The sequence below is a fragment of the Nitrospinaceae bacterium genome, from assembly GCA_018669005.1.
In the GTDB taxonomy this organism is placed as follows: domain Bacteria; phylum UBA8248; class UBA8248; order UBA8248; family UBA8248; genus UBA8248.
Genome location: JABJAL010000072.1, coordinates 67,531 through 90,205, shown reverse-complemented (window position 1 = coordinate 90,205; position 22,675 = coordinate 67,531). Strand labels below are relative to the sequence as shown.

General features: G+C 52.6%; 26 protein-coding genes. 7 read left to right on the top strand and 19 right to left on the bottom strand.

Annotated elements, in window-relative coordinates; genetic code table 11:
• Nucleotides 1-10: 10 nt before the first annotated feature.
• From HOJ95_10005 to HOJ95_09985, 5 genes are all read right to left on the bottom strand, one after another.
• Nucleotides 11-1,039, bottom strand: coding sequence for a hypothetical protein (locus tag HOJ95_10005; protein ID MBT6395027.1), 1,029 nt, complete (start codon nt 1,037-1,039; stop codon nt 11-13).
• A 47-nt stretch (nt 1,040-1,086) separates the two neighbouring features.
• Nucleotides 1,087-1,374, bottom strand: a complete 288-nt coding sequence (locus tag HOJ95_10000; protein MBT6395026.1) for a DUF1330 domain-containing protein — start codon at nt 1,372-1,374, stop codon at nt 1,087-1,089.
• A gap of 66 nt (nt 1,375-1,440) precedes the next feature.
• On the bottom strand, nt 1,441-2,463 hold the full coding sequence (locus tag HOJ95_09995) for a hypothetical protein (protein ID MBT6395025.1): 1,023 nt from the start codon (nt 2,461-2,463) through the stop codon (nt 1,441-1,443).
• Complete coding sequence (locus tag HOJ95_09990) at nt 2,460-3,488, bottom strand: hypothetical protein (protein MBT6395024.1); 1,029 nt, start codon at nt 3,486-3,488, stop codon at nt 2,460-2,462. The genes HOJ95_09995 and HOJ95_09990 overlap by 4 nt, the downstream gene beginning before the upstream one ends.
• A gap of 44 nt (nt 3,489-3,532) precedes the next feature.
• Nucleotides 3,533-3,769 carry a tetratricopeptide repeat protein gene (locus tag HOJ95_09985; GenBank protein ID MBT6395023.1) on the bottom strand — a complete coding sequence of 79 codons (237 nt, stop codon included), beginning with the start codon at nt 3,767-3,769 and terminating at the stop codon, nt 3,533-3,535.
• Nucleotides 3,770-3,813: 44 nt separating this feature from the next.
• On the opposite strand from HOJ95_09985, the gene HOJ95_09980 reads away from it, so the two are divergent.
• Together HOJ95_09980 and HOJ95_09975 are read left to right on the top strand one after the other, a co-directional pair.
• On the top strand, nt 3,814-3,954 hold the full coding sequence (locus HOJ95_09980) for a hypothetical protein (GenBank protein ID MBT6395022.1): 141 nt from the start codon (nt 3,814-3,816) through the stop codon (nt 3,952-3,954).
• Nucleotides 3,955-4,169: 215 nt separating this feature from the next.
• Nucleotides 4,170-4,550, top strand: a complete 381-nt coding sequence (locus HOJ95_09975) for a cupin domain-containing protein (GenBank protein MBT6395021.1) — start codon at nt 4,170-4,172, stop codon at nt 4,548-4,550.
• Between the two features lie 58 nt (nt 4,551-4,608).
• On the opposite strand, the gene HOJ95_09970 is transcribed toward HOJ95_09975, so the two are convergent.
• The 3 genes from HOJ95_09970 to HOJ95_09960 form a co-directional block, all read right to left on the bottom strand.
• The gene (locus tag HOJ95_09970; GenBank protein MBT6395020.1) at nt 4,609-5,079 is read right to left on the bottom strand and encodes an OsmC family protein; all 471 of its coding nucleotides are present in this window, start codon (nt 5,077-5,079) and stop codon (nt 4,609-4,611) included.
• Nucleotides 5,080-5,155: 76 nt separating this feature from the next.
• The gene (metH, locus tag HOJ95_09965; protein ID MBT6395019.1) at nt 5,156-8,860 is read right to left on the bottom strand and encodes a methionine synthase; all 3,705 of its coding nucleotides are present in this window, start codon (nt 8,858-8,860) and stop codon (nt 5,156-5,158) included.
• A 160-nt stretch (nt 8,861-9,020) separates the two neighbouring features.
• Complete coding sequence (locus tag HOJ95_09960; protein ID MBT6395018.1) at nt 9,021-9,482, bottom strand: peroxiredoxin; 462 nt, start codon at nt 9,480-9,482, stop codon at nt 9,021-9,023.
• Between HOJ95_09960 and HOJ95_09955 the strand changes: the two genes are divergently transcribed.
• Nucleotides 9,475-9,753 (top strand): hypothetical protein, encoded by a 279-nt coding sequence (locus HOJ95_09955; GenBank protein MBT6395017.1) that lies wholly within the window; start codon nt 9,475-9,477, stop codon nt 9,751-9,753. The two genes, HOJ95_09960 and HOJ95_09955, sit on opposite strands and share 8 nt — an antisense overlap.
• A gap of 82 nt (nt 9,754-9,835) precedes the next feature.
• Here the strand turns inward: HOJ95_09955 and HOJ95_09950 are convergent, their stop codons facing one another.
• Nucleotides 9,836-10,657 (bottom strand): NAD+ synthase, encoded by an 822-nt coding sequence (locus HOJ95_09950; GenBank protein MBT6395016.1) that lies wholly within the window; start codon nt 10,655-10,657, stop codon nt 9,836-9,838.
• A gap of 210 nt (nt 10,658-10,867) precedes the next feature.
• Here HOJ95_09950 and HOJ95_09945 point away from each other — a divergent pair, with 210 nt between their 5' ends.
• From HOJ95_09945 to HOJ95_09935, 3 genes are all read left to right on the top strand, one after another.
• Nucleotides 10,868-11,635 (top strand): cupin domain-containing protein, encoded by a 768-nt coding sequence (locus HOJ95_09945; protein ID MBT6395015.1) that lies wholly within the window; start codon nt 10,868-10,870, stop codon nt 11,633-11,635.
• Between the two features lie 26 nt (nt 11,636-11,661).
• Nucleotides 11,662-12,051 carry a hypothetical protein gene (locus HOJ95_09940; protein ID MBT6395014.1) on the top strand — a complete coding sequence of 130 codons (390 nt, stop codon included), beginning with the start codon at nt 11,662-11,664 and terminating at the stop codon, nt 12,049-12,051.
• 159 nt (nt 12,052-12,210) lie between these two features.
• On the top strand, nt 12,211-12,462 hold the full coding sequence (locus HOJ95_09935) for a hypothetical protein (GenBank protein MBT6395013.1): 252 nt from the start codon (nt 12,211-12,213) through the stop codon (nt 12,460-12,462).
• A 201-nt stretch (nt 12,463-12,663) separates the two neighbouring features.
• On the opposite strand, the gene HOJ95_09930 is transcribed toward HOJ95_09935, so the two are convergent.
• Nucleotides 12,664-14,136, bottom strand: coding sequence for a hypothetical protein (locus HOJ95_09930; protein MBT6395012.1), 1,473 nt, complete (start codon nt 14,134-14,136; stop codon nt 12,664-12,666).
• Nucleotides 14,137-14,888: 752 nt separating this feature from the next.
• Here HOJ95_09930 and HOJ95_09925 point away from each other — a divergent pair.
• Nucleotides 14,889-15,461 (top strand): VOC family protein, encoded by a 573-nt coding sequence (locus tag HOJ95_09925; protein ID MBT6395011.1) that lies wholly within the window; start codon nt 14,889-14,891, stop codon nt 15,459-15,461.
• 25 nt (nt 15,462-15,486) lie between these two features.
• Here HOJ95_09925 and HOJ95_09920 read toward each other — a convergent pair whose 3' ends face one another.
• The 9 genes from HOJ95_09920 to HOJ95_09880 all read right to left on the bottom strand — a co-directional run bounded on the left by HOJ95_09920 (nt 15,487) and on the right by HOJ95_09880 (nt 22,673).
• Complete coding sequence (locus tag HOJ95_09920; protein ID MBT6395010.1) at nt 15,487-16,674, bottom strand: Fic family protein; 1,188 nt, start codon at nt 16,672-16,674, stop codon at nt 15,487-15,489.
• 187 nt (nt 16,675-16,861) lie between these two features.
• On the bottom strand, nt 16,862-17,704 hold the full coding sequence (locus tag HOJ95_09915) for a DNA adenine methylase (GenBank protein MBT6395009.1): 843 nt from the start codon (nt 17,702-17,704) through the stop codon (nt 16,862-16,864).
• A gap of 232 nt (nt 17,705-17,936) precedes the next feature.
• Entirely contained in the window at nt 17,937-18,137 is a 201-nt protein-coding gene (locus tag HOJ95_09910) for a hypothetical protein (GenBank protein MBT6395008.1), read from the bottom strand.
• 88 nt (nt 18,138-18,225) lie between these two features.
• On the bottom strand, nt 18,226-19,083 hold the full coding sequence (locus HOJ95_09905; GenBank protein ID MBT6395007.1) for a carbon-nitrogen hydrolase: 858 nt from the start codon (nt 19,081-19,083) through the stop codon (nt 18,226-18,228).
• Nucleotides 19,084-19,163: 80 nt separating this feature from the next.
• A complete protein-coding gene (locus HOJ95_09900) occupies nt 19,164-19,577 on the bottom strand; it encodes a hypothetical protein (protein ID MBT6395006.1) in 414 nt (137 codons plus the stop codon).
• A 34-nt stretch (nt 19,578-19,611) separates the two neighbouring features.
• Nucleotides 19,612-19,854 (bottom strand): hypothetical protein, encoded by a 243-nt coding sequence (locus HOJ95_09895; GenBank protein MBT6395005.1) that lies wholly within the window; start codon nt 19,852-19,854, stop codon nt 19,612-19,614.
• A 618-nt stretch (nt 19,855-20,472) separates the two neighbouring features.
• Complete coding sequence (locus HOJ95_09890; GenBank protein ID MBT6395004.1) at nt 20,473-20,865, bottom strand: polymer-forming cytoskeletal protein; 393 nt, start codon at nt 20,863-20,865, stop codon at nt 20,473-20,475.
• 30 nt (nt 20,866-20,895) lie between these two features.
• A complete protein-coding gene (locus tag HOJ95_09885) occupies nt 20,896-21,834 on the bottom strand; it encodes a ParB/RepB/Spo0J family partition protein (GenBank protein ID MBT6395003.1) in 939 nt (312 codons plus the stop codon).
• On the bottom strand, nt 21,834-22,673 hold the full coding sequence (locus tag HOJ95_09880) for a ParA family protein (protein MBT6395002.1): 840 nt from the start codon (nt 22,671-22,673) through the stop codon (nt 21,834-21,836). Before HOJ95_09880 ends, HOJ95_09885 begins: the two co-directional genes overlap by 1 nt.
• Between the last annotated feature and the right edge of the window lie 2 nt (nt 22,674-22,675).

Here is a 22,675-nt window from a genome sequence, read left to right as displayed (position 1 = left end):
TTTTCCCTTTCTATGCCTCAAAAGTCCGCGTCACGGGGCGGCTTGCGCCGTTCCAGCCGTGCATGACGGCGCTGATGGGCCCGGGGATGCCGCCCGCTACGATGATCATCAGATCTTTGGGGTCTTTGATTGTGGGCACAAAAAACGAATCATCGCCAAGATCGACATTGATGGGCAGATCTTTTATGCGCTCCTCGGTAAAGCCGCCTCCTGTTTTAAGCTCGCCGAGGGTCTTGCCCGCTTTTTCGCATAGGTATTGATGGACATCGGCCTTACTCCAGCCCGCGCTGTCGCAAATTTTTGCGTGGTCGGGGCTAATCGCCACCACCAGATCGGATCGCCTAAGCGCGTTCATACTCCCCAAGTAACTCATGGCGTCCGCCGGGGCAGCAAGCAGGTGTTCTGGATCGCTGCTCATATCATCGAACACGAGCTTGGGATTCTCGCAGGCAACAACGGTGACGGCATTATCGCCCGCAGCGCAGCCCCGCGTTTCCGCCAGTGTCTCCCAGGGACTATCTTCCTCGTTCTCGCGGATACAGTAGGTGTAGCGCGAAGGCTGGCCGAAGGTGCTCATCGAAACAACACCGGGAATGCCCGCGCCCTGATTCATGAGCATGAGCCTTAGCGCGCGGCCGATTGTTGCGTTTGCTCTGAAACCGGGACCAAAGCAACCCGATGCGCCATGGAGGCCAATTTCTTTTCCATGGGGGCCATTGAAGATCATCAGCGGCGCGGCACTGTGCATGGTGGCCTGAACCCCGCCCATATTAAACGATTCGGCAAGCACGGCCTCCAGCCCGGCGATGACGGCAGGGAGGTAATCTGATTTACAACCCGCCATTACGGCATGGATCGCCACACTGCGAACATTGGCAGGCTCATTGGCGGGCGGCACGTTGCCGATAAATTCTTCCGGGTCGCGGGAGGCACCAGCCAGCATGTCTGCAATTCGCTCCTCGGTCGGGATAACAACCGGCAGGCCATCGGACCATGGTTTGTCAAAGAAATACTCGAATTCATCATCAGGCAGGGCCACGGTGTTTTCCTTTCCCGGCAGAGGGGCCAGAGAATCTGCCGCTGTTATTATACGCCATCAACAATCATCAGATTAGTATCCGCCGTCGCCTGGCGTAATGATTTAGGCCCTGCGTATTCCGGCGAGTTGTACCACTTGTAGGCCGCCTCGACGTTAGGGAACTCAAGCACAATGGTCCTCGGGAGAGGAAACTCACCCTCCATCACTTCCGGATCCCCGCCCCGCACTAAAAATTTCCCGCCAAATTTTTCAACCAACTCTGTGTTCTGATTTACATAATCTTTGTATGGTTCGGGGTCGTTCACTTTGATTTGCGCGATGATATATCCAGCCATTACTGTCTCCTTATATGTGGGGTTGCGCTGCGTTTCCTTTTTCAGCAAAACCATTTAATCCGCCGGTTAAACTGTATAGGCTTTTGACACCGCCCGGCTCCCGCCATTCCAGCCGTGCATGACCGCGCTGTGCGGGCCAGGGGCGCCACCGGCCACGATGATGTGCAGATCGGCAGGATCTTTTATCAAAGGCACAAAATAATCGTCATTTTCAAGATCAACAGCAAACGGAAGATCTTTCATCCACTCCTCGCGCCATTGGCCCGCCCGTTTGAGATCACCGAGCCTTCGGCCTGAAAGCTCGCACAGGCGGCGGTGCACCTGCTCCTTGGGGAGATCAGCGCAGATGGCCGCTTGCTGGGGCGAGAGGGCGAGGACCAGATCCGAGCGAACCCACTGGTTCCAGCAGCCAACATGCGACATCGCATCGGCGATGCTGAAAAAAAGCTGTTCGGGATCTCGGGCATAGTTGTCCACGACGAGCTGGGGATTTTCACAGGCAACCGCCGTCACAACATTCTCGCCGGGCGCAAATCCCCGGCTTTGTGATAACGGCTCCCAGGGGCTCTCCGCCTCGTTCTCGGCAATGCAAAATGTATATTTCGAGGGCTGGCCGAAGGTGCTCATCGAAACCACACCAGGGATTCCGCCGCCCAGATTCAGAAGCATAAGCCGGATTGCGCGGCCTATCGTCGCGTTCGCCCGAAAGCCGGGACCAAAACACCCCCGCCCGCCATAGAGGCCAATTTCATGGGCATAAGGTCCGTTCACGATGAGTAGCGGGGCGGAACTGTTCATCGAGCCCTGGAGGCCGTTAAGGCCAAAACGCTCATCGAGGACAGCCTCGACACCCGCAAGAACGACGGGAAGATATTCGGGCCTGCAACCGGCCATGACCGCATGCATAGCAGCAGCCCGAACCGTCGCCTCACCGAACGCCGGAGGGATAGCACCAATTATCTCTTCGGGATCGCGAGAAGAGCCCTTAAGCATTTGCTCCGTTCGCTCCTCGGTGGGGATGACAACCGGGAGGCCGTCAGACCATTCTTTATCGAAAAAAAATTCGAGTGCATCCATATCATCAATCATGACGTATAGGCCACCGAGATCGATCGGCTCCCCCCGCTCCAGCCGTGCATAACAGCCGACTCCGGGCCGGGGACGCCTCCCGCGACGATAATTTTGAGGTCGGCAGGATCTTTCACCGTGGGCACAAAGAAATCATCATCGTCCAGATCGACCGGGATGGGTAGCGAGCGCATCCGCTCGGCCCTGAAATTACCGCCTCGCCTTAGCTCGCCCACCCGGCGACCCGCCATCTCCAGGAGACGGGCATGAACGTCTTTTTTTGAAAGACCATCCCCGGCGCAAATTTCTGCGTGTTGCGGGGCAAGGGCTACGATTAGATCCGAGCGCGTCCAGTTGTTCCAGCTTCCCATGTGGGCCATCGCATCGGCAGTGGCTATGAAATAGCGCTCCGCGTCACGGCTCGTATCATCAAAAATAAGCTGAGGGTTTTCAACGGCGGCGAGGGTAACGACATCTTGACCCGGCCCAAAGCCGAGCGTTTGGGAAAGCGGCTCCCAGGGGCTCTCGTCCTCGTTCTCTCTGATGCAGAACGTGAACCGCGAGGGCTGGGAAAAGGTGCTCATCGAGGTTATTTGCGGAATCCCGCCACCCAGGTTCAGGAGAACAAGGCGGATTGCGCGGCCAATCGTCGCGTTTGCCCGAAAGCCGGGGCCGAAGCAGCCGAGGCCGCCGTTGAGCTCAATTTTTTTGGCGTAGGGGCCGTTTACAATCATGAGCGGGGCAACAGCATGCATGGTGGCCTGAATGCCGTTGATGTTAAAAGGCTCTTGGAGCATTGCCTCAACACCAGCGAGAACAACAGGAAGATACTCGGGTTTGCATCCGGCCATGACAGCGTGCACCGCGATATCGCGGACACTCGCCGCCTCAAAAGCGGGAGGAATTTCACCCACGGGCTCGTCGGCCCCGCGCGAGGTGCCCCCAAGCAGTCGCTCGATGCGCTCCTCAGTCGGCGGAATAACCGGCAGACCGTCCGACCAGGACTTTTCAAAGAAAAACTCGAATTCGTCCGCTGGCTCGCTCAAGGCAAACCTCCAGCCGGGGGCCGGGGAAAGATTTATCGTAGCTTTTAATTAGCCGAGGAAGCGCCCCGGTCAATCGCCACCTTGAGGGCCTCGGCAAGCGGCGAGCCCATGGCTACGAGGGTGCGGTAGTCGCTCATCGCGGCTGGCATGTTCCCGGCCAAAACATATGCTTTTCCCCGATATTCTCTCAACTCGGCGTAGCCTGGATTAATCTCAACCGCGCGGTTATAGGCGGCGATGGCCTCGCTGATGCGGCCAGCGTGGCGAAGGCTGTAGCCCAAAAGGGTGTAGGCCTTGTAGTTTTCCGATCCTCAGAAATCGCCTGATGGAAAAGATCGATCGCGCCCTGCCAGTTGCCCTTGTGGATCTGAATCCTGCCTCGATCAAAAGTAGAGCCAGTGGGATCGGCCTTGGGGTGTTTCGAGGCCTCGTAGCCAAAAACGGGAGCGGAAATAGTCAGGGATAGGGCAATGGCGATAGCTGCGAAACGCATGGGTTCTTCATCCAAATAAAAAAGCAAAAAGTCGTTTGAAATTTCACGTGTAGTGTAATTCTCCGAGTCGATAATGTACCGCCCGCCGCAAAAAAACTCCAGTCCAAATTGCTGACCATGTGTCATTTTTGGTGCTAAAATCATATTCGTGCATTAAAAAATTTCATTCCCTAAAAGGAGCTTGATACATGTCTGTTTACAAAGATTTTGGGCGAGAGGGCGGCGATAGCCCCTCTTATGTCTCGGCCCAGATAGCCTGGCGCCACGGCCAGAACCTGAGCATGGGGTTTTTTCGGATGGAGGCGGGCCAGGGCTCAGAGCCCCATTATCATAACGATGAGCAATTTATCTACATTTTAAAGGGCGGCCTCCGGGTGGCCATCGATGGCAAGATTTTAGAGGTGCCGGTTGGGAGCCTGGTGCATTTTGCCCCCGGCACGGTCCACGAGCTTGCCACACCCGCCACAGAGGCCGCAGAGTTTCTCTTAAGCCGTGGCCCGGCACGAGAGAACCCAGAGGAGGATGTGATCAAGCCCGAGGGCGATGCCGGAAAAAGCATTCTTCGCTAAATTAAAAAAAAGGGCGGCCCCTTTGAGGAAGCCGCCCTTTTACAATCCGAGTAAAGCGCTATTCGTTCACGTGCCAGTTGTCAATCATTTTGCAGCCACTTGCACTGAAAAGATTATAGACCGGGCAGCGCTTCATGTAGTCGGCCTTTACCGCCTCAATCTGCTCTGGCGTTGCATCAATTTTAATCCAGACGTCGGTGATGGCCTCCGAGGGATTAGACTTATAGCCCGCCACCCCACCAATGCCCCGCGGGCTGTAGACGATAGTCGATTTCACTTTCATCGATTCAATATCGAGTTTGGCGTCTTTCACGCAACGCTCGACGATAACCGCCGTGCACCCCGCCAACGAGGTCGCAAGGTAGCCCAAAGGCGAGGGCCCCTGGTCCGAGCCGCCAAGGCGCTTTGGCTCATCAACTATCAACGTATGCCCGCCCTTGACGGAAACCTCGCTAAAAGCGTGCCCCTTAAAATCCGCCTCGGCCCAGTTTTCTGTCGTTTCGGGCAGCTCTTTCAGTTTTACAGCCATGCGTTGCGTCTCCTTTGAAAGAATCAAACAATCTGCTCATTCATAGTAGTAAACGAAAACTTGCGGGGAAATTTCCCTACGCCACAACCCGGCCCGGCTCGTAGTTGAGGTTGGCGACGAGCCAGCGCTCGACCTCCTCAAGGGGAACGCCCTTGCGGCGGGCATAGTCCTCGGCCTGGTCGCGCTCTACCCGTCCGACGGCAAAGTAGCGGGTATCGGGGTGGGCAAGGTAGAAGCCCGATACCGAGGCGGCGGGAAACATGGCACAACTCTCGGTGAGGGATATGCCAGTGTTCGCCTCAGCATCTAAAATATCAAACAGGATTCGTTTTTCGCTGTGGTCGGGGCAGGCAGGATAGCCCGGTGCCGGGCGTATACCCTGGAAGCGCTCTTTTATAAAGTCCTCATCCGAGAGTTTTTCATCTGCCGCGTAGCCCCAGTAATCTTTTCTCACCCGCTCGTGGAGACATTCGGCAAAGGCCTCGGCCAGCCGATCGGCAAGCGCCTTGACCATGATGGCCTGGTAGTCGTCACTATCTTTTTCAAACTGCTCGGCAAGCGCCCCAGCACCCAGACCAGCTGTGACCGCAAACAGGCCCATGTAGTCTTCGGCCCCCGATCCTTTGGGCGCGATGAAATCGGCGAGCGAGAGGTTGGGCTGCCCTTCTCTTTTTTCGGCCTGCTGGCGAAGCATGTGAAAATGAGGAGCGGGCTCGTGACCATTATCATCAATGCGCAATTCGATATCGTCCGCCCCCACCCGGCCAGCCGGAAAAAGACCGAACACGCCGCTGGCGCTGATGAGCTTTTCGCGCACGATCTTATCGAGCAAAATATTCGCATCCTCGAAAAGGCTCTTGGCCTCTTTTCCCGCCGTGGGTGAATTGAGGATGTCCGGGTATTTTCCTTTGAGCTCCCAAGCCTGAAAAAACGGCGACCAATCAATGTAGCGGCAAAGCTCTTCAAGCGGAAAATCACGGAGTACGGTTATCCCCATATTGCGCGGCTTCGTCGGTCTATAGGCACTCCAGTCGAGCCCAAGGGTATTCGCCCGCGCCGCCTCAAGCGAAAGATAGTTCGCCCGGGCAGTGCTGTTCTCGAATTCTTCCCTTATTTCCTGATACTCCTCACGCACAGAGGAGAGAAAATCCCCCCGATTCTCGGTATTGAGGAGCGAGCTTACGACGGGCACGCTCTTTGAAGCATCAACAACATGAATTGTACCAGCGCCATAGTGGGGCGCAATTTTTACGGCAGTATGCTTGCGCGAGGTGGTTGCGCCGCCAATCAGAATCGGAATATCAAGCCCCTGGCGCTCCATCTCCTGTGCAACATGGGCCATCTCGGCGAGCGAGGGCGTGATTAATCCGCTCAGGCCGACAACATCGGCCTCCTCTTTGATGGCGGCATCGATTATTTTTTGTGCGGGAACCATCACCCCCAAATCAACGACATCAAAATTATTGCAGCCGAGCACCACCCCGACGATATTTTTACCGATGTCGTGCACGTCTCCCTTGACGGTGGCCATGACCACCTTGCCGGGCTTGCGATTACTCTTGGCCTTTGCTTTTTCCTCTTCAAGAAAAGGCACAAGATAGGCAACGGATTTCTTCATCACACGAGCGCTCTTAACCACCTGGGGCAAGAACATTTTGCCCTCGCCGAAAAGATCGCCAACAACGTTCATCCCGTCCATGAGCGGGCCCTCGATCACCTTAATTGAGCTATCAAGTTTTTGGCGAGCCTCCTCGGTGTCCTCGTCGATGAATTCGACGACCCCGCGCATGAGTGCATATTTTAAACGCTCCTCGACCGGGGCATCGCGCCAGGCAAGTTGTTCTTTTTCGGTTTTCTTGCCGTCCCCCTTAAAGCCCTCGGCGGCATCAACCAACCGCTCGGTGGCATCAGGTCGGCGATTGAGTAACACGTCCTCAACAAGCTCAAGAAAATCGGCGGGAATTTGCTCGTAGACTTCAAGCTGGCCCGCATTAACAATGCCCATGTCGAGCCCGGCACGAATAGCATGATAGAGAAACGCCGAGTGCATCGCCTCGCGCACAGGATTGTTTCCCCTAAAAGAAAACGACACATTACTCACTCCGCCGCTCACTTTTGCGTGGGGCAAATTCTCCTTAATCCATGCCGTTGCGCGGATAAAAGCCACGGCGTAGTCGTTGTGCTCCTCGATGCCGGTACCAACGGTTAGGATATTGGGGTCAAAAATAATATCCTCGGGCGGAAAACCCACCTCTTCAGTGAGTATCCGATAGGCGCGCGCGCAAATCTCTGTCTTGCGCTCAAAGGTGTCGGCCTGGCCTTGTTCATCGAACGCCATGACAACCACCGCCGCGCCATAGCGAAGAACTTCCCGCGCGTGTCCCCGAAAAACTTCCTCGCCCTCTTTGAGGCTGATTGAATTGACGATGCCCTTACCTTGAAGACAACGGAGCCCGGCTTCTATGACCGGCCAGTTCGACGAATCGATCATGAAGGGCAGCCGTGCAATGTCCGGCTCGGCAGCCATGAGGTTGATGAACTTCGTCATCATTGCCTCGGAGTCGAGCATTCCCTCGTCAAGATTTATGTCGAGCACCTGGGCGCCGCCCTCAACCTGGTGGAGCGCAACCTCAAGCGCCTTTTCAAGATCCCCGGCGAGGACAAGCTTGGCAAACCGCCGCGAGCCAGCGACGTTCGTTCGCTCGCCAATGTTCATAAAATTCGACTCGGGCGTATACTCAACCGACTCAAGGCCACTAAGCTGGAACGCACGATTTCGCGCCGGGAGCTTTCTGGGCGTTCGGCTCTCGACCGCCTCGGCCACCAGCTTTATATGCTCGGGCGTTGTTCCGCAGCAGCCCCCTACGATGTTTAAAAATCCGCTCTCGGCAAACTCATCAATCAGCCGAAGAAATTCCGTCGGCGTCTCGTCGTATTCACCAAACTCGTTAGGGAGACCTGCATTCGGATGGGCGCTCACAGGAACATGGGCCACTCCCGCAAGCTCCTCGATGAACGGGCGCATTTCTTTGGCCCCGAGCGCACAGTTGAGCCCGACACTCAACAGGTTCTGGGTGTGCGCCACCGATACCCAAAATGCGTGGGGTGTTTGGCCCGATAGGGTTCGCCCGCTCTGATCGGGAAGTGTTCCCGAGATCATCACGGGGAGCCTGCGGCCGGTTTCTTCGACAAAAACTTCGATTGCATAAATGGCCGCACGGCAGTTTAGCGTGTCAAAAACCGTTTCAATGAGGAGGATATCGACACCGCCATCGACAAGCCCTTTAATTTGCTCGACATAAACGGCAACAACCTCCTCGAACGTCACCGCACGGAAACCGGGATTGCCCACGTCTGGCGATATCGATAGCGCTCGGTTCGTCGGCCCAATGGAGCCTGCCGAGAATCGAGGCTTGTCCGGTGTTTTAAGCGTGTACTCCTCACAGAGCCGCTTTGCCATTTGAGCCGCCTCAAGGTTCAGCTCATAGACCAGGTTTTCGAGCGAATAGTCGGCTTGGGAGATAGCGTTTGAGTTAAACGTGTTTGTTTCGAGAATATCGCATCCTGCGTCGAGGAATGACCGGTGGATGTCTTCAATGATTTTAGGCTGCGTGATTGTTAAAAGATCATTGTTGCCCTTTAGGTCGCAAGAATGATCTGTAAAACGAGGCCCCCTAAAATCCGCCTCCTCGAGATCGTAGCCCTGGATCATGGTGCCCATGGCGCCATCGAGCACGAGGATTCTTTTTTCGAGTATCGACCGCAAGTCCTCAAACACCATCGATTCGCTTCCATGCCCGGCAGAGGGGCCTATATGATTGATTCAACACGGATTAATTTATCCCACACGAGACCTGCACGCACAACAGTTTTTTCGAGGAAGCGTATCCTGGAAATGCAGATAAATTATTTGCAATGTGGCGCGGAATGGCGGAGATGCGCTAAAGGGCCTTCGAGACTTCCTTTGCGTGGCCTTTTACCGAAACATCCCGAAATACCTTTGAAACTTTTCCTTCTTCATCAATGATAAAGGTTGTCCTGTATACGCTGTTGAATTTGGTCCCGAACAAAACTTTTTCGCCGTATGCCCCAAACTTGGTGGCCACCAACCCATCGGGATCCGCAAGAAGCGGAAAGACCAGCTCAAGCTCTTCGCTGAATTTCTTGTGGCTCACCTCGTTATCAGGACTCACCCCTAACAGAATGGCGCCTTTGGCCTGAATTTTCTTACATTCCTTATTAAATTCGATGGCCTCTAGTGTGCAGCCCGGAGTGTCGTCTTTTGGATAAAAATAAATGACAACTTTACGACCTTCATAGTTCAACAGGCGGTGCATTTTTCCGTTTCCGTCTCGCAGACGAAAATCTGGCGCTTTCGCGCCGGGCCTTAGTCCCTTGGCCATGGCTTTCGATTTCCCTTTCGGTGCAAACTTCGTTTTGGGCGCGGCTTTTGATTTAGGTGCAGCTTTTTTCGTCTTCGATGCAGCTTTTGACTTAGGTGCAGATTTCTTGGGCTTGGCCTTAGAAGCTACTTTCGCCTTTAATTTGCTCTTCGCCTTAGCCTTGGCTTTTGTCGCTACTTTCGACTTCGCTTTGGCTTTAGTCTTTGTTTTTGCTTTACTTGCAGCTTTAGCCATTATCCCGCTCCTGTCAGAAATCAAAAAAAGCGGCTAGAGATGCCGCTTCTCATACTCTCTGAATTCAATAGGATAATGACACAAGACAGGAAAACCTTCAAGGCAACCCTTTGTTGGATTTACACCCCCCAATCGCGGGCATAGCGGAAATCCCTATCAATGGTCCTCTGGCTAACCTTGGCGATAAGCGGAAGGCGACGCTTGTATTGGCTTCTCTGAATCAGCCGCAGGATGCCGTCCACAATCTCGGCCCCAAAACCCACCTCCAGTATTTCCTGGCGGTCGTATCGATGATCGATTAGGTAGTGCAACACGGCGTCCACCTCTTCATAGGTTAGGCCAAGCTCCTCCTCGTCCGTCTGCCCCACCCACAGGTCCGCGCTAGGGGGCTTATCGATCACCCCGCTCGGGACGCCAACATGTCTCGAAATCTGTCTCACCTGTGTCTTGAATAAATCACCGATTGGATTTATCGCGCTAGCCATATCCCCAAAAAGTGTCCCATAGCCCAGCAAAAGCTCAGTCTTGTTGCTTGTTCCCAACACCAGCGCCCCCTCGGCAGCGGACTGATCATAGAGAATCGTCATCCGCTCGCGGGCCATCTTATTGCCGCGTCTTAAGTTGGGCGCATCAGGATGCTGATCGAAGTAAGCATCTACCTGGGGGGTAATCTCCATCCGCTCAAAGGTGATTCCGCATCCCTTGGCAACTTCTCGGGCATCCGCTTCGCTCTGAGGGTTTGATAGCTTATAGGGCATGCAGATGCCCTTGACGTTCTCGGGTCCCATCGCCAGCGCCGCGATATAAGCGGCAATGGCGCTGTCTATCCCACCCGAGAGACCGAGGACAATTTTGCCCACCCCAACCTTGCGCACCTCGTCGCGGACAAATCCAACCAACAGCTCTGTGACCAGGCGGGCGTCCAGCTCAAGCTCAGCCAAGCTTTTTTTCACCAGATCCTGCATCTCTATCGGCACAAAACGCCTCCTAAAAATGCGCTAGAAAAAATTCTGGCGTATCATGCCGTCAGGAGCGCTCCACCGCAACACACCTGGCCAACTACCAGCGATTGACCCGGCGCATGGGCAGGCATTAGTTTAGGGAAAATAAATTTCATCTGGCGTCATTCGACAATTTTTATTGGAACGGCCATGCCTCTCGTCGGAAATATCAACGATCTTAAATGGACCTACGATCCAGTGGCCGCTGCAAAAACCAGCTCGCCAATTCTAATCAACACGCCGCACCTAGAAGTGCGCACCCTTGTCCTAAAGCCCGGGCAGCGCCCGCCCTACCACCGGCACCACCCGGAAATGGACGAGGGCTACCTCATCCAGCAGGGCCTCGGGATGATGAAAATAGACGGCGAGGCGTTCGAGGTCCGGGCCGGAGACATTCTCTTAGGCAAACGTGGCGGCTATCACGACATGGAAAACATCGGGGATGAGGACCTCATCGAATTCAACTTCCGGGGCGGTAATATGCCCTCGGGCATGATCTTGCCGGAGGCTGACGACGCGCGCCCGGCAGAGGATATTTCCGGTACGCCGGGGAGTCGCTATATTCTCAGAAATATTTTCGACGAGGCACCCGCAGGGGTTTCCTCCAACGAGGCCAAACAAGGCACACCTGAGGTTTTCAAAACACCCTATCTAGAGCTATTCGCCTTTACTCGCAAGAGCGGAGACAATAACGGAGCCCACACCCACCAGACAGAGATGGACGAGGCGGCCTATCTAGTTCGGGGGAGCGGGAAAATGCGTTTTCACATCGATGGCGAGTCCATCGAGGCGGGCGAGGGCGATCTTATTCACATACCGGGCGGCTCGCGCCACCATGTCGAGCGGATGTCAGATGGGGCGCTGATCGTCTTAAATATGCGGGGCGGCAAACTCCCCTCTATCACTAACTGGGAATAATTGCCCTGCGGGGCCGGAGGAATTTCATGGGAGTTGTCGGAGGCTATCATCACGTTCACGTTATCAGCCCGGACCCGGAGGCGGCAGCCGAGTGGCTTAGGGTTTATCTGGGCGGCGAGGTTATCGGACGCGAGGAGGCCCGAGGCGCCAAAAACGTGATCCTACGCATCGGCGAGGCCCATCTAAGCTTTCGCACCCCGCGTCCCTCGGACAAACTTATTGAGACAGACGGACACCGGCCCTTCGGGCTCGACCACGTTTGTTTTCTCGTCGACAATCTTGAAGCCATGGTCGCGCAAATGCGCGCAGGCGGCGTTGAGATTGCCGAAGAAATTTTCTCCCCCTCGGGCGGCAGTGAAGCTGCCTTTGTTGTGGGCCCCGAAAACGTTCTGTTTGAACTCATTCAGACAAAATAGAAAGGAACAAGATTGTGGCAATTATCGGAAACTATCATCACGTGCATCTCACGAGCCCGGACCCCCGGGCAGCGGCCGAATGGTACGAGGAATTTCTGGGCGGAAAAATTGTCGACGACGCGGAGCTCAGAGGAGCTCGCAACGTTCGGGTGACGCTTGGTGAGTCATTTCTCTTCATCCGGGGCGAGCGAGCGGACGAATCCATTAGCCCCCCCCGAAGTCGGAAAGCAACGCTTTGGGGTCGATCATATTTGCTTCCATGTAAACGACATCGACGGAATGCTCAAGGATTTTACAGCCAAAGGGGGCGAAATACCCCTGCCTTTATTTGAGTTGCCCAACGGCAACCGCGCCGCCTACGTGGCCGGCCCGGACGGGGTCGTGATGGAGCTCATCGAGCCTGCGGCCTGATCAAACACGCAATTAGACGAATAAAACCCTTAATGCCTCGAAAGTCTATTCATTTTCTTTCGCAAGGCTAACCGGGATTCGTGTCATCGCCATCGCAAAATCATTTTCATAAAAATCCCCCGGGAGAGCCAAGGCACTCTCGGGGGATTTTGCCATTTTTAGGCTACGGCCTGGAGCGCAAGCGCCTAGGCCATAAAATCCTTAGAACGTGTAGCGAAACTCATAGTACAACGCCCAGCTGTCATCGTTATCAAGCGCCGCCGCGGTGTTCAGCTTGCCGTAGTCGCCGGCAAACAGATACGCGTAGGTCACACGTGCAAAAAGACCCTTGTAGATGTCCCATCTCGCCGAAATGTCGACCTCGGTGCCGATGTCCTTGGAGCTGTTGTACGTATTGCCGTCGGCAATGCCATCGCCGGTCGTGTCCTGATCGGCGCGCTTGGCAGCCGTACGAATAAGCGACACGTTCCCATCAAACCTCAGGGCCTTTGAAAGCTTATAGCTCGCCAGAATCTCGTAGATCGCCGAGCCGTTGCCTTTCGCGGCCCCGTCGCCGCTTCCGCAACGGTTCTCACGCGAGAAACCAGTGGTGTGCGTCGTGTAGCGGCGGCGTGTATAGATCTGAGGACCATTAATGCTGCAGTTGCCGTTGTCGCCACCGCCGCCGGTTGGCACGAAGCGCGTCAGCTTACCGTCGAACTGCGTTCCCAGATCGTCTGCGACGTCTGTCGCGTCATCGTCGCCCGGCATAAATGTGCCGTAGAAGCCAACCTTCAGTTTGCCAAAGTTCAGCCAGAGGCGAATCAGTACAGCATAGCCCTCAATGTCAATATCCGAGCGGGCAGCCGCCTTCGTAGCGTTAACGTTCGTGTCGTTGTTCGCGTTGCCTGAGTTGACCGCCCGGCCAAAGTCGAGTTTGCCGTCCTGAATAACAACGGTTGTATTCAGGCTGGCGATACCGAACTTGGCTTTCGCGTTCAATCCGTACATCCAGATGTCACGCTCGGTCGAATCCGTCGTGACCGTGCTTAAAGCAACGGAGCCGTCGGACGCCGGATCGGCGCCGGTGGTAACGGCGTTGAATTTCTCCCAGGCTACCCACGGGGTAATCGTGATATTAGGAGCGGCCTTCCAGGCCAACTGCAGAAAGTAGTCGTTGTCGTCACTGGCCGCAGTTTGACCGTCTGTAAATTGGTTATTGAAAGCATAAAGGCTCAGAGATTTGTTGATTTTACCATAGACACCCCACCCAAAACGGCGGGTCACGCCGTTTGAGCCAAAAATCTCTTTGCTTGGATCAAACCAGTCAGAGCGGCCAAACTTGAAGCGGAACGAAGTGCCCGGAATGGCTGTATCGAAAAGGAACCTATTGAACTCAGCATCGGCCCGGCCCGTGGCATTACCGCTCGTCGCATCGCCTCTCGCATCCAACTCGAGCGTGACTTTTGCTTTGCCGCCAAATGCGCTCACGTTCCAGCGGGGACGCCACAGGGTGTCAATCTTTTGCAGGCTATCGTGCGAGGTGGCTGAATCATCCTGGTCCATGTTGTCCGTGGAGCTGCCACGTTGGCGAATTACGCCAGTCATTTTAACGTCAGCAGCGCTTGCATATTCTGTCGCAGATACAGCAAACACAAGAGCGACCACAATCAAAGCTAGGGAATATTTCCGCATTGCCTTGTCTCTCCTTGAGAATGAAATTTCCGAGTTGTTCGTTTGAACTTCAGCTTATTGCGAGTCATCCAATTTTTTTATATTTGCGCGACCCCGCATAAGCACCTCCTTTCGGTCGGCGGACCCCCTCCGGCAAAAAAAGGCAAACTTCCTCTAACAAAAACTAAAATTACCCATAAACACCCCCTATCGACTGGCGGGCTCTTTTCGATCAACCAGCAAACTCCTTCTAATAAAACCAAATTTAAAAAATCTTTTTTGCAATCTTGGCCAAACGCGCAACTAACCCCGAAGCCCTAGCGGCCTTAAACTGCTAGCGGCCTTCATTCTTCAAATTCGAGCGCAAATACCCCTCAAAGGCGCGCTGCCTTTTAAAACTCACGCATTCATTTCTATTGAACCCTGCGGACCCTCGTTTGCATTTCTTAAAACTAAATAGAAATCTGTTTATTCCTTCTTGATTTAAATATTTTTATTGGGGCATTTATGTTTATACAAATAACAACATGTTTAGATGATCCCATCCTCACTAGCGTCGATTCGCCGGTCTACAAATCCTATGTTTGGATAATTTACGCAGAACGACAGCGCACCTTTTTTAAATAGGTGGTTGTTTGCGCCATGAATTTCAGACGCCATCTCGCAGGGATTAAAGAAATGGCAACTTGAATTACAATTCGTATTTAGTTTATTTTGTTGGATATCAACGAGCTTATCTAAAATATACAGAATGCAAATTTAAGGAGAGCGCTATGCCACCTGAGTTAAAAGGACTTCAACACATCGGCCTCAAAGTGCGCGACATTGAGGCCTCGCTTAAGTTCTACACCGAGGTGATGGGTTTTCACGTTAACGAGCACCTGCGCTATGACCCGCCGCGGAACATTTATGCGGCACAAAATTTTATCTCTTGCACGGGCTATCATCACGTCATCAATCTCTCGATGCTCACCCCCGAGAACCAGCCAGATTCCGCTGCGCCGGTCGAAAATTCGCGCAACTCCCCGACCTTAGGGCTTCATCACATGGCCTTCGAGATTGAAAACAAAGAAGTGTTCGAGGAGTGGGAGGCCCACATCCTCGCCAACGGAATCGAATTCACGGGGGGCCCGGTCGTTCACAGCCCGACCCACCCGGACGGCGACGGCCTTTGGGGCGAGAATCGAGCGATGTATTTTAGCGATCCGGACGGCAACAGCATCGAGCTGTTCTGTGACATGGGCATCGTTGAGAATGGAATTTTTGACGCCGAACAACACGCCGCCCGGATTAAAAGCGATGGCTACGACCCAAAAGACGTGGATTTGCCGACGGTGACTTTGTAGGGGGGCTGGAACAGAAGTTTTTTAATTAGCGAGGAAGCGGGTGGGATTTGCTTTTAGGCAACGTCTTTAAGCTCTCAAAAAATTGAGTCTCCGTGATTTCAGTCGGCCACTCCAGCCTTACAAAAACCTTTGCCCCGCCATCCGATTTGTCATCAAAACCAATTGCTTTTAGGTGAATCAGCTCAATGAGGTCTCTGATTAATGCGCTACGCGGATTCTTTAAATGCCCATACCTTCCTCTTGTTCTAGAAAATATTTCCCCAAGGGTCATGTCGTCTACTTCCAATAGCAGGGTGAGTATTTCCAGTTGACGTTCGGCAATAACCCTCTTGCGTGGAGTTTTCAATCTTGTAAAAAGATCGTACATGAGGTTTCGGTATAATTCTTTAGATATGTGGCGCTGAATCTCCACAAGCAGCCTTTGGCTTTGGCGGTAGATTCCCCTTAGCCCTAACTTTAAAAAGGCCGTTAAATCATAACCATTTTCCCAGACCTCATTCAGAGCGTTCAAATACAGGTTTTTTTCGTCGTAATAATAATTCGACATCGCAATAAATGACGTGTCACGAAGGCCCGCACGTTGAAGCATAAGCGCCTCTAGCGCTCTGGCTGTGCGACCGTTCCCGTCAAGGAAAGGGTGCAGCGCCGCCACGTGGTAGTGTGCAGCAAGGGCTTGGATGAGCGGATCGTGGTCCTGAAAATCTCTTTGGATTGCCTCTCCGAGCCGGTTGAGCGCTCCAGCACACTCATCGCCGCCTTCAGCCCCCCGGTGTTGCGGTCTTCCAAATAAAACATTCTGATCGCGCCCTCTGATTTCACCAGGAGGGCAGTGATCGTCATCCGCACCCGTAACAATAAGTCGATGAATTTCAAGAATCAGATCGGTGTCAATGGGGCGGTCATCGGGAATTTTGGCTATCCAGCGGTAAGCACTTAACGCAGCACTCGCCTGCTTTTGCGAGCGGGTAAAAAGTTCTTTTTCTGATTCTTCCTTTAGGGCTTCGTTAAGCTCGCCTTCAGTAAAATCCGCGCCCTCAATTCGAGAGGTTCCGGCGACTTCGCGCTTAAGCTCCATCTCTTGGAGAGATTCAACCCAACTCCGCTGATAGGGAACCGTCCCAACCGAAGAAACTGCGGCCTTGGCATCCACCAATTCATTGGCGATAGCCTTGAAATCGTATTTTATCCAGTCAGCGGGCGGTTGATATTTCATCACATTTACTACTATATCCCATTTCATTCCTTTGTCAATGACTATCAATACAAATAAAAACAGATAATTATAAAACTTACTACACTTTCTATTTCAAGTTTATTTTTATTTCATTTACACTTTATTTCTACTTCATTTTAGGGCTGATATCAAAGAAATTTACAGAAGAAAAGAACTCGGAAAACCGCTAAGTGTAGTTGCGCACGACCACTTCTGAGACCTTGCCGCGTTTTGAGGCTGTGGCGTTGATAGCGCGAGCGGCGAGGACTTTTTGGATGTCAAAACCTTTATAAATTTCGCGGATAAGCGGGGTGTCTGAGTTCGAGAGCATGAACCGGGCGCCCAGTTTATCTAGCCCGCGGCAAATTTCGGCGAGGTGGCGCTGCTCATTCTCGCCGAATCCGCCTGCGGTGTAGGCGGTGAAGCTCGCTGTTTTTGATAGGGGCTGATAGGGCGGATCGAGGTAGACGAAATCGCCGGGCTCTACCCAATCTGGAAGCTCGGCGAAACCTCGCCGGGCAAGGTCGGCGCCAGCCAGCGCGGCGGAAGCGGCACGAAGACCAGGGGCATTGCAAATGGTCGGGTTGGTATAGCGGCCAAAGGGAACGTTGAAGCGCCCGCTCTTGTTTACCCGGTAGAGGCCGTTGAAGCCGGTGCGGTTTAGGTAGATGAAGCGCGCGGCGAGACTGGCGGGCGAGAGGCGGGCCGGGTTCTGGGCACGGACGCGGTAGTAATGCTCGCTCTCGTAGACATGGCGGCCGAGGTGGCGGATAAGGCCTTCAACATTATCGCGGACAGTCCCGAAGGTGGAGACAAGATCTTCAATCCTGTCCGAAAGATAGGCCCGGCCTGAGATCCGCTCCCGGAGGTGAAAAAACACGGCGCCGCTTCCGAGAAAGGGTTCATGATAGTCTTCGATTTTATCTGGGAGGAGGGGCTCAAACTGCGCGAGAAGCCTGCCTTTGCCGCCAGCCCACTTGAGAAACGGGCGCACACGGGCTTTTGGTGTAACACGGGCGGTGTCTGACATAACGGGCGGTCTGTCCTTTCGCTAGGATTCTTATTAATGACATGAAAATTAAGATCACCATAAGATCTTGAGATCATTATACTTAAAAAATATCAAAATTGACAAGTGGTAGCGCCATTAAGGGGTGGGTCGAGATGCAAAGGGCAATTTCCTGGCAATGTGAACGACGTATTGCAGAGATAGGTCTAGAGGGTATTTCGGGATTCTTGTGCCTTGAGGAGAAAAGACCGAGCTAGAGGAGCGCAGCAACAGAGGCAGCAGCTTTGGCCCCTGCCTGTCGGAGACGATTTGCCCCAACGCCAATCTCCTCAAGCGTCCGTTTGAGCTTATCTATCAAGAGAGTCCGCTCCCCGCAGGCATCAAAGGAATGACGATTCCGCCGCTCTAACTCTTCAAGATAATCGTAGTGCTGACCTGGATAGTAATTACACATATTCCATATCCTTTTTCTACGAGACAACTTAATCTTATTCTTTCAAACGGAGTAAAACAAGCCTCTTTTTGCACCCCCAAATCTACTCTTAGCGGGCAGCCTGGATACGCCTGAGCTCCTTGATGGTGAGGTCAAGATCCTCATCGCGCAGAGTGGGTGTTGCAATTCTAGCTCGGCGGATATCCGCTGTATTGATTTCAGCTGTGAGCAGCTTTGGCTTCCACCTAGGCGCAGCCACCAGCAATTCTCCCGTGGGGGAGATAATCTCTGAGCCTCCCCAGAAACTTATTCCGTCCTCATAACCCACACGGTTGCAAAAGAAAACAAATTGGTTAAACGCCGCCGCATGAGAGCGGTTCAGCGAATTCCACACCCGCTCTATGGCCAGACTTGATTTACCACCATTTTGTTTTTTTACTCCCCGAGCCGGGCTCGACGAGGGAACGATAAGAAAATCAGCGCCGTCCTGTGATGCGATATAAGCCAGGCTCGGATGCCATACGTCCTCACAAATCAACATTGCCGCCCTACCAAAACGAGTGTCGAAGGCACGTACCTGTTTTCCCGCGCCAACATATCTTGCCTCATCAAAAAGACCATAAGTAGGCAGATAAAGCTTTCTATGCATATGGAGAAGTTTCCCGTCCTCGAAATATCCGGCGACATTGTAAAATCCATGTCTTGATGACTCTTCCACGAAACCAACAACGATTGAAATATCCTTGCTCATCGCGGCAATTTCTTTAAATAACGGAGAGTTTTTTTGAAGCGCCACCTCCGGAACAATATCTTTAAGAAAATAACCTGTCACAGACAGCTCAGGGAAAACCAACAGATCTACCCCACGCTTTATTGCCTTTTTAACTTCTGCATTTATGATTTTTTGATTAGCTTCAAGATTACCGAGCGTTGGGCCCACTTGAGCCAAACCGACATTGAACTTCATCAAAGATCTCCGTTTAAAATTTTAGATAAAACCCTCTATCACAACACCCGGCTCAACGAAACCCGGAAGAAAAAAATACATCAAATAAATAGTTTCGTATGGGCATCTTTCGTCTGTCTAAGAAAATTGGGGAGGCTAATAACCTCGTCGACAACTCCGTCCATATCGGCTGCAGAAAAACCCATAAAAGTCAGCTGCGCCGCACAGGCGAACAACTTCAATCTGCCGGTTTGGCGGGCGGTATCGATCAAATCACTCACCGAATGCGCCCGGGCTTTTTCCATTTTAGCCTCAATCTCTAAGCCCCGCTCGCCATAAGTTGCCGGGAACCGGGTGTCATCCAAATTGTCGTTCACAAACCGCCCAAGAGCCTCAAAAAACAAAATCACGTTTACTTCATCGCCGTTTGCGGCAGCGCTGGCCGACAGGGTCGCCACCTGATAAAGGCGATCATAGTCTCCGCTATGAGCAAATATGACAAATTGTCCGCTCACTGCGTAGCTCCTTTGTCGGTACACAACAAACGGTTCATTTAAAATCTTCTGGTTTTACATCTTTAAAGTCGTAGTCAGGTAGATCTGACGGGGCAGGCGGATCTGGTCGTTCGGCTTCTCTTTCCTGTAATCTTCGAATTCCGGCCCATATCAACCCCGCACTTACCACAATCCCCCCAAGAATCATCGCCCATTCGTAATTTCGGTAATACATGAAGCCCGCCATCAAGAACCAGAAGGCAAACCCCATGAATGTCGCAACCATAGATTCTCGCAACTCGCCTTCCTCTTATGGTTTTGCTCGCGGGAGGGAAGAAAAATTTTCTTTCAGCATCCGCCTGGTCGCATCCTCATACATATCTCTTCCCTTATAAAATGATCCGATCGTTCATGTTTTCTTTTTTGTCTTTAAATCAACCCAATAAAGTTCAATGAAAATATCCGCTGCCTTTTTCCCTACTTCTATCTATCTCAAGATTGCTGCATCGTCATCAAATAAACTGGCCGCTTTTCGAATTGTCTCTGGAGAATCCGTAACCTGCCGCACCAAGTTTGATTTAACAATAGCACGGATCGTTTTTCCCACATCATTGACGCCTAATCCTTTTTCAAAAGCGCCCCCTGAACTATTTCCATATTTCGCAGAAGGTCACCACCCTCGATTTCGAGAATTACGATTGATTTAGTTTTTTTCAGCTGTAATTTTTTAAAAGAAGAGCTCTCGGGTTGCGGTTGGTGTTCAGCTTAAATGCGGCCTACTCTCACGGCACAGAAATTAGAAGAGCTCCCGCATCCCAACACAACAAGGAGAGCAAACGCGCAAAGAGCACCAGACAAAGCGCTATTTAGATAAATCCGCAGCGGGTAACTGTAAAACGACAAGTGGGGCACTTTTTCAGGAGGGTTCTGTGGCAGACGCCAATCGGCCTTCTACCTGACTTTCTTCTCCAGTCATATGGCATTCGCCCTCAAAAACCGCGCCCTCTTCGATATAAATGCTCGGGGTAAAAACTTCTCCTTTGACGTGGCTGCCAATTCTAATTTCGCACTTTTCCTTGGCTTCGATTCTTCCTTCCACTTCTCCCATAACGATGACAACCCCCGCCTGTATGTTTGCGGAAATTTTAGCCGCCGCACCGATTATGAAAGTATCCTCGGTGATTACCTCGCCCTCCAGGACGCCATCAACCCGTACGGTCCCCTCAAACGAGATCACGCCCTTAAATTCAGTGCCTTCTCCCAAAAACGCTCGGATACTCTTCTCGTAATTTTTATCGTTCCGGGCCATTCGTTATCTCCCGTATAGCAGTGCAGATAATTATTCTCGTCCTGAAAGCCTATCTAATATTCCCTCGAGTATCTCGACCGAGTAATACTCTATTACAACTTGCCCTTTTTTCTCATCACCCTGAATCGAGACTTTTGTGCCAAGAGCGGCTCGCATGCGCTCAGCCATTTCCCGAAGAAATAATGCCTGCGGTCCTGAAGGCTCTTCCTCTTTAGAGGATACATCATATCTTCCACCTTTGCGTGTCGACCCTGCAAGCGCCTTTCGTATACGTCCTTCAAGCTGGCGCACCGAAAGACGAGATTTTTCTGCGATGCGGGCAAATTTTACCATTTCGCCTTGGCCGCGCAGGGCCAAAATAGCACGGGCGTGGCCCATGGAAAGAGTGCCGGAAGCCACGCTCTCTTGAACTTTATTTGGTAATTTCAACAGCCGGACGTAATTAGCAACCGTGGACCGCTCTTTACCCACACGCGTGGCGACCTCTTCCTGAGTAAGGGCAAGGCGAGTCATCATGCTTTCGTAGGCCGCCGCCTCCTCCATAGGATTCAGATCCGAGCGCTGAATATTTTCTATCACCGCAATTTCGAGAGAAGCTTCCTCGGCGGCGTCCACCACAATGGCTGGTACTTCTGAAAGGCCAGCCAGCTGAGCTGCCCGCCAGCGACGCTCACCCGCTACAATTTCAAATCCACCGCCGGAAGAATTCACCAAAATCGGCTGAAGCACGCCATGACGGCGAACAGAATCGGCCAACTCCCCCAATTCCTCGTCATCAAATTCTGATCGCGGTTGATGAATTCCCGGTCGAAGACTTTCAACAGAAATGCTCAGCACCTGTTTTCCTTCAGGCGCATCGGATTCTCGAGGTTCGGGTGGGCCCGTCTCCTGTACAGAAGGGGTAATTGGCTCGGCCGACAACAGGGCATCGAGCCCGCGCCCCAATCCTCTTTTTTTTGCAGTCGCCATTACGTTTGCCCCCTCATTGCGGCTCGAGACAAAAACTCGCTCGCCATGGCGAGATAAGCCTGGGCGCCCGAAGAAGAAATATCATAAGCGATAATTGGTCGGCCATGACTAGGCGCCTCGGCCAATCTAATGCTTCTGGGTATAGCCACACGGTAAACAAGATCTTTCATGTGAGTCCTTAAATCCTCGCCTACCTGGCGCGAAAGATTTGTCCGCGCGTCATACATCGTTAGAACGATCCCCCCCATCTCAAGATTGGGATGTATGGAGCCCCGAACTCGCTCGACCGTTTTTATCAATCGAGCAAGACCCTCAAGAGCAAAATATTCGGCCTGGATAGGAATAAGTATTTCATCTGCAGCCCTGAGCGCATTAAGGGTGAGCAAACTTAATGAAGGAGGACAGTCAACGAAAATAAAACGAAAATCTTTTTTATGCGGCTCCAGCGCCACCTTCAACCTGTTGGTTCTCTCGGGTACATCCGCGAGCTCAAGCTCGGCGCCAACCAGATCGACAGTTGACGGTATAACTTTAAGTCTTTTTATTTCAGTGTCTTGTAGTTGTTCTGTGGTTATTGTCTCACCAAGAACCAGGGCTCTATAGAGTATGGAATCATCAGTTGAAATACCAAAAGCGCTAGTTGCATTTGACTGGGGATCAAGATCGACCAACAATGTTTGCTTGTCTGCCACAGCCAGGCATGCAGAAAGATTAACCGAAGTAGTAGTCTTCCCCACGCCCCCCTTTTGATTAACAACCGCAATTACACGACACCCCGAATCGTTTTCGACGGGGACTCTGGAAGTAGAAGGGTGGGTAGGTGCCGCCTCTTCAGACATAA

What these genes read in the sequence shown, in the direction of transcription:
- HOJ95_09905 (MBT6395007.1), bottom strand. Translation starts at nt 19,083, where the DNA reads ATGAAGTTCAATGTCGGTTTGGCTCAAGTGGGCCCAACGCTCGGTAAT.
- HOJ95_09975 (MBT6395021.1), top strand. Translation starts at nt 4,170, where the DNA reads ATGTCTGTTTACAAAGATTTTGGGCGAGAGGGCGGCGATAGCCCCTCT.
- HOJ95_09980 (MBT6395022.1), top strand. Translation starts at nt 3,814, where the DNA reads ATGGAAAAGATCGATCGCGCCCTGCCAGTTGCCCTTGTGGATCTGAAT.
- HOJ95_09880 (MBT6395002.1), bottom strand. Translation starts at nt 22,673, where the DNA reads ATGTCTGAAGAGGCGGCACCTACCCACCCTTCTACTTCCAGAGTCCCC.
- HOJ95_09920 (MBT6395010.1), bottom strand. Translation starts at nt 16,674, where the DNA reads ATGAAATATCAACCGCCCGCTGACTGGATAAAATACGATTTCAAGGCT.
- HOJ95_09910 (MBT6395008.1), bottom strand. Translation starts at nt 18,137, where the DNA reads ATGTGTAATTACTATCCAGGTCAGCACTACGATTATCTTGAAGAGTTA.
- HOJ95_09930 (MBT6395012.1), bottom strand. Translation starts at nt 14,136, where the DNA reads ATGCGGAAATATTCCCTAGCTTTGATTGTGGTCGCTCTTGTGTTTGCT.
- HOJ95_09940 (MBT6395014.1), top strand. Translation starts at nt 11,662, where the DNA reads ATGGGAGTTGTCGGAGGCTATCATCACGTTCACGTTATCAGCCCGGAC.
- HOJ95_09885 (MBT6395003.1), bottom strand. Translation starts at nt 21,834, where the DNA reads ATGGCGACTGCAAAAAAAAGAGGATTGGGGCGCGGGCTCGATGCCCTG.
- HOJ95_10000 (MBT6395026.1), bottom strand. Translation starts at nt 1,374, where the DNA reads ATGGCTGGATATATCATCGCGCAAATCAAAGTGAACGACCCCGAACCA.
- HOJ95_09890 (MBT6395004.1), bottom strand. Translation starts at nt 20,865, where the DNA reads ATGGCCCGGAACGATAAAAATTACGAGAAGAGTATCCGAGCGTTTTTG.
- HOJ95_09960 (MBT6395018.1), bottom strand. Translation starts at nt 9,482, where the DNA reads ATGGCCAAGGGACTAAGGCCCGGCGCGAAAGCGCCAGATTTTCGTCTG.
- HOJ95_09915 (MBT6395009.1), bottom strand. Translation starts at nt 17,704, where the DNA reads ATGTCAGACACCGCCCGTGTTACACCAAAAGCCCGTGTGCGCCCGTTT.
- HOJ95_09970 (MBT6395020.1), bottom strand. Translation starts at nt 5,079, where the DNA reads ATGGCTGTAAAACTGAAAGAGCTGCCCGAAACGACAGAAAACTGGGCC.
- HOJ95_09995 (MBT6395025.1), bottom strand. Translation starts at nt 2,463, where the DNA reads ATGATTGATGATATGGATGCACTCGAATTTTTTTTCGATAAAGAATGG.
- HOJ95_09945 (MBT6395015.1), top strand. Translation starts at nt 10,868, where the DNA reads ATGCCTCTCGTCGGAAATATCAACGATCTTAAATGGACCTACGATCCA.
- metH (MBT6395019.1), bottom strand. Translation starts at nt 8,860, where the DNA reads ATGGTGTTTGAGGACTTGCGGTCGATACTCGAAAAAAGAATCCTCGTG.
- HOJ95_09925 (MBT6395011.1), top strand. Translation starts at nt 14,889, where the DNA reads ATGCCACCTGAGTTAAAAGGACTTCAACACATCGGCCTCAAAGTGCGC.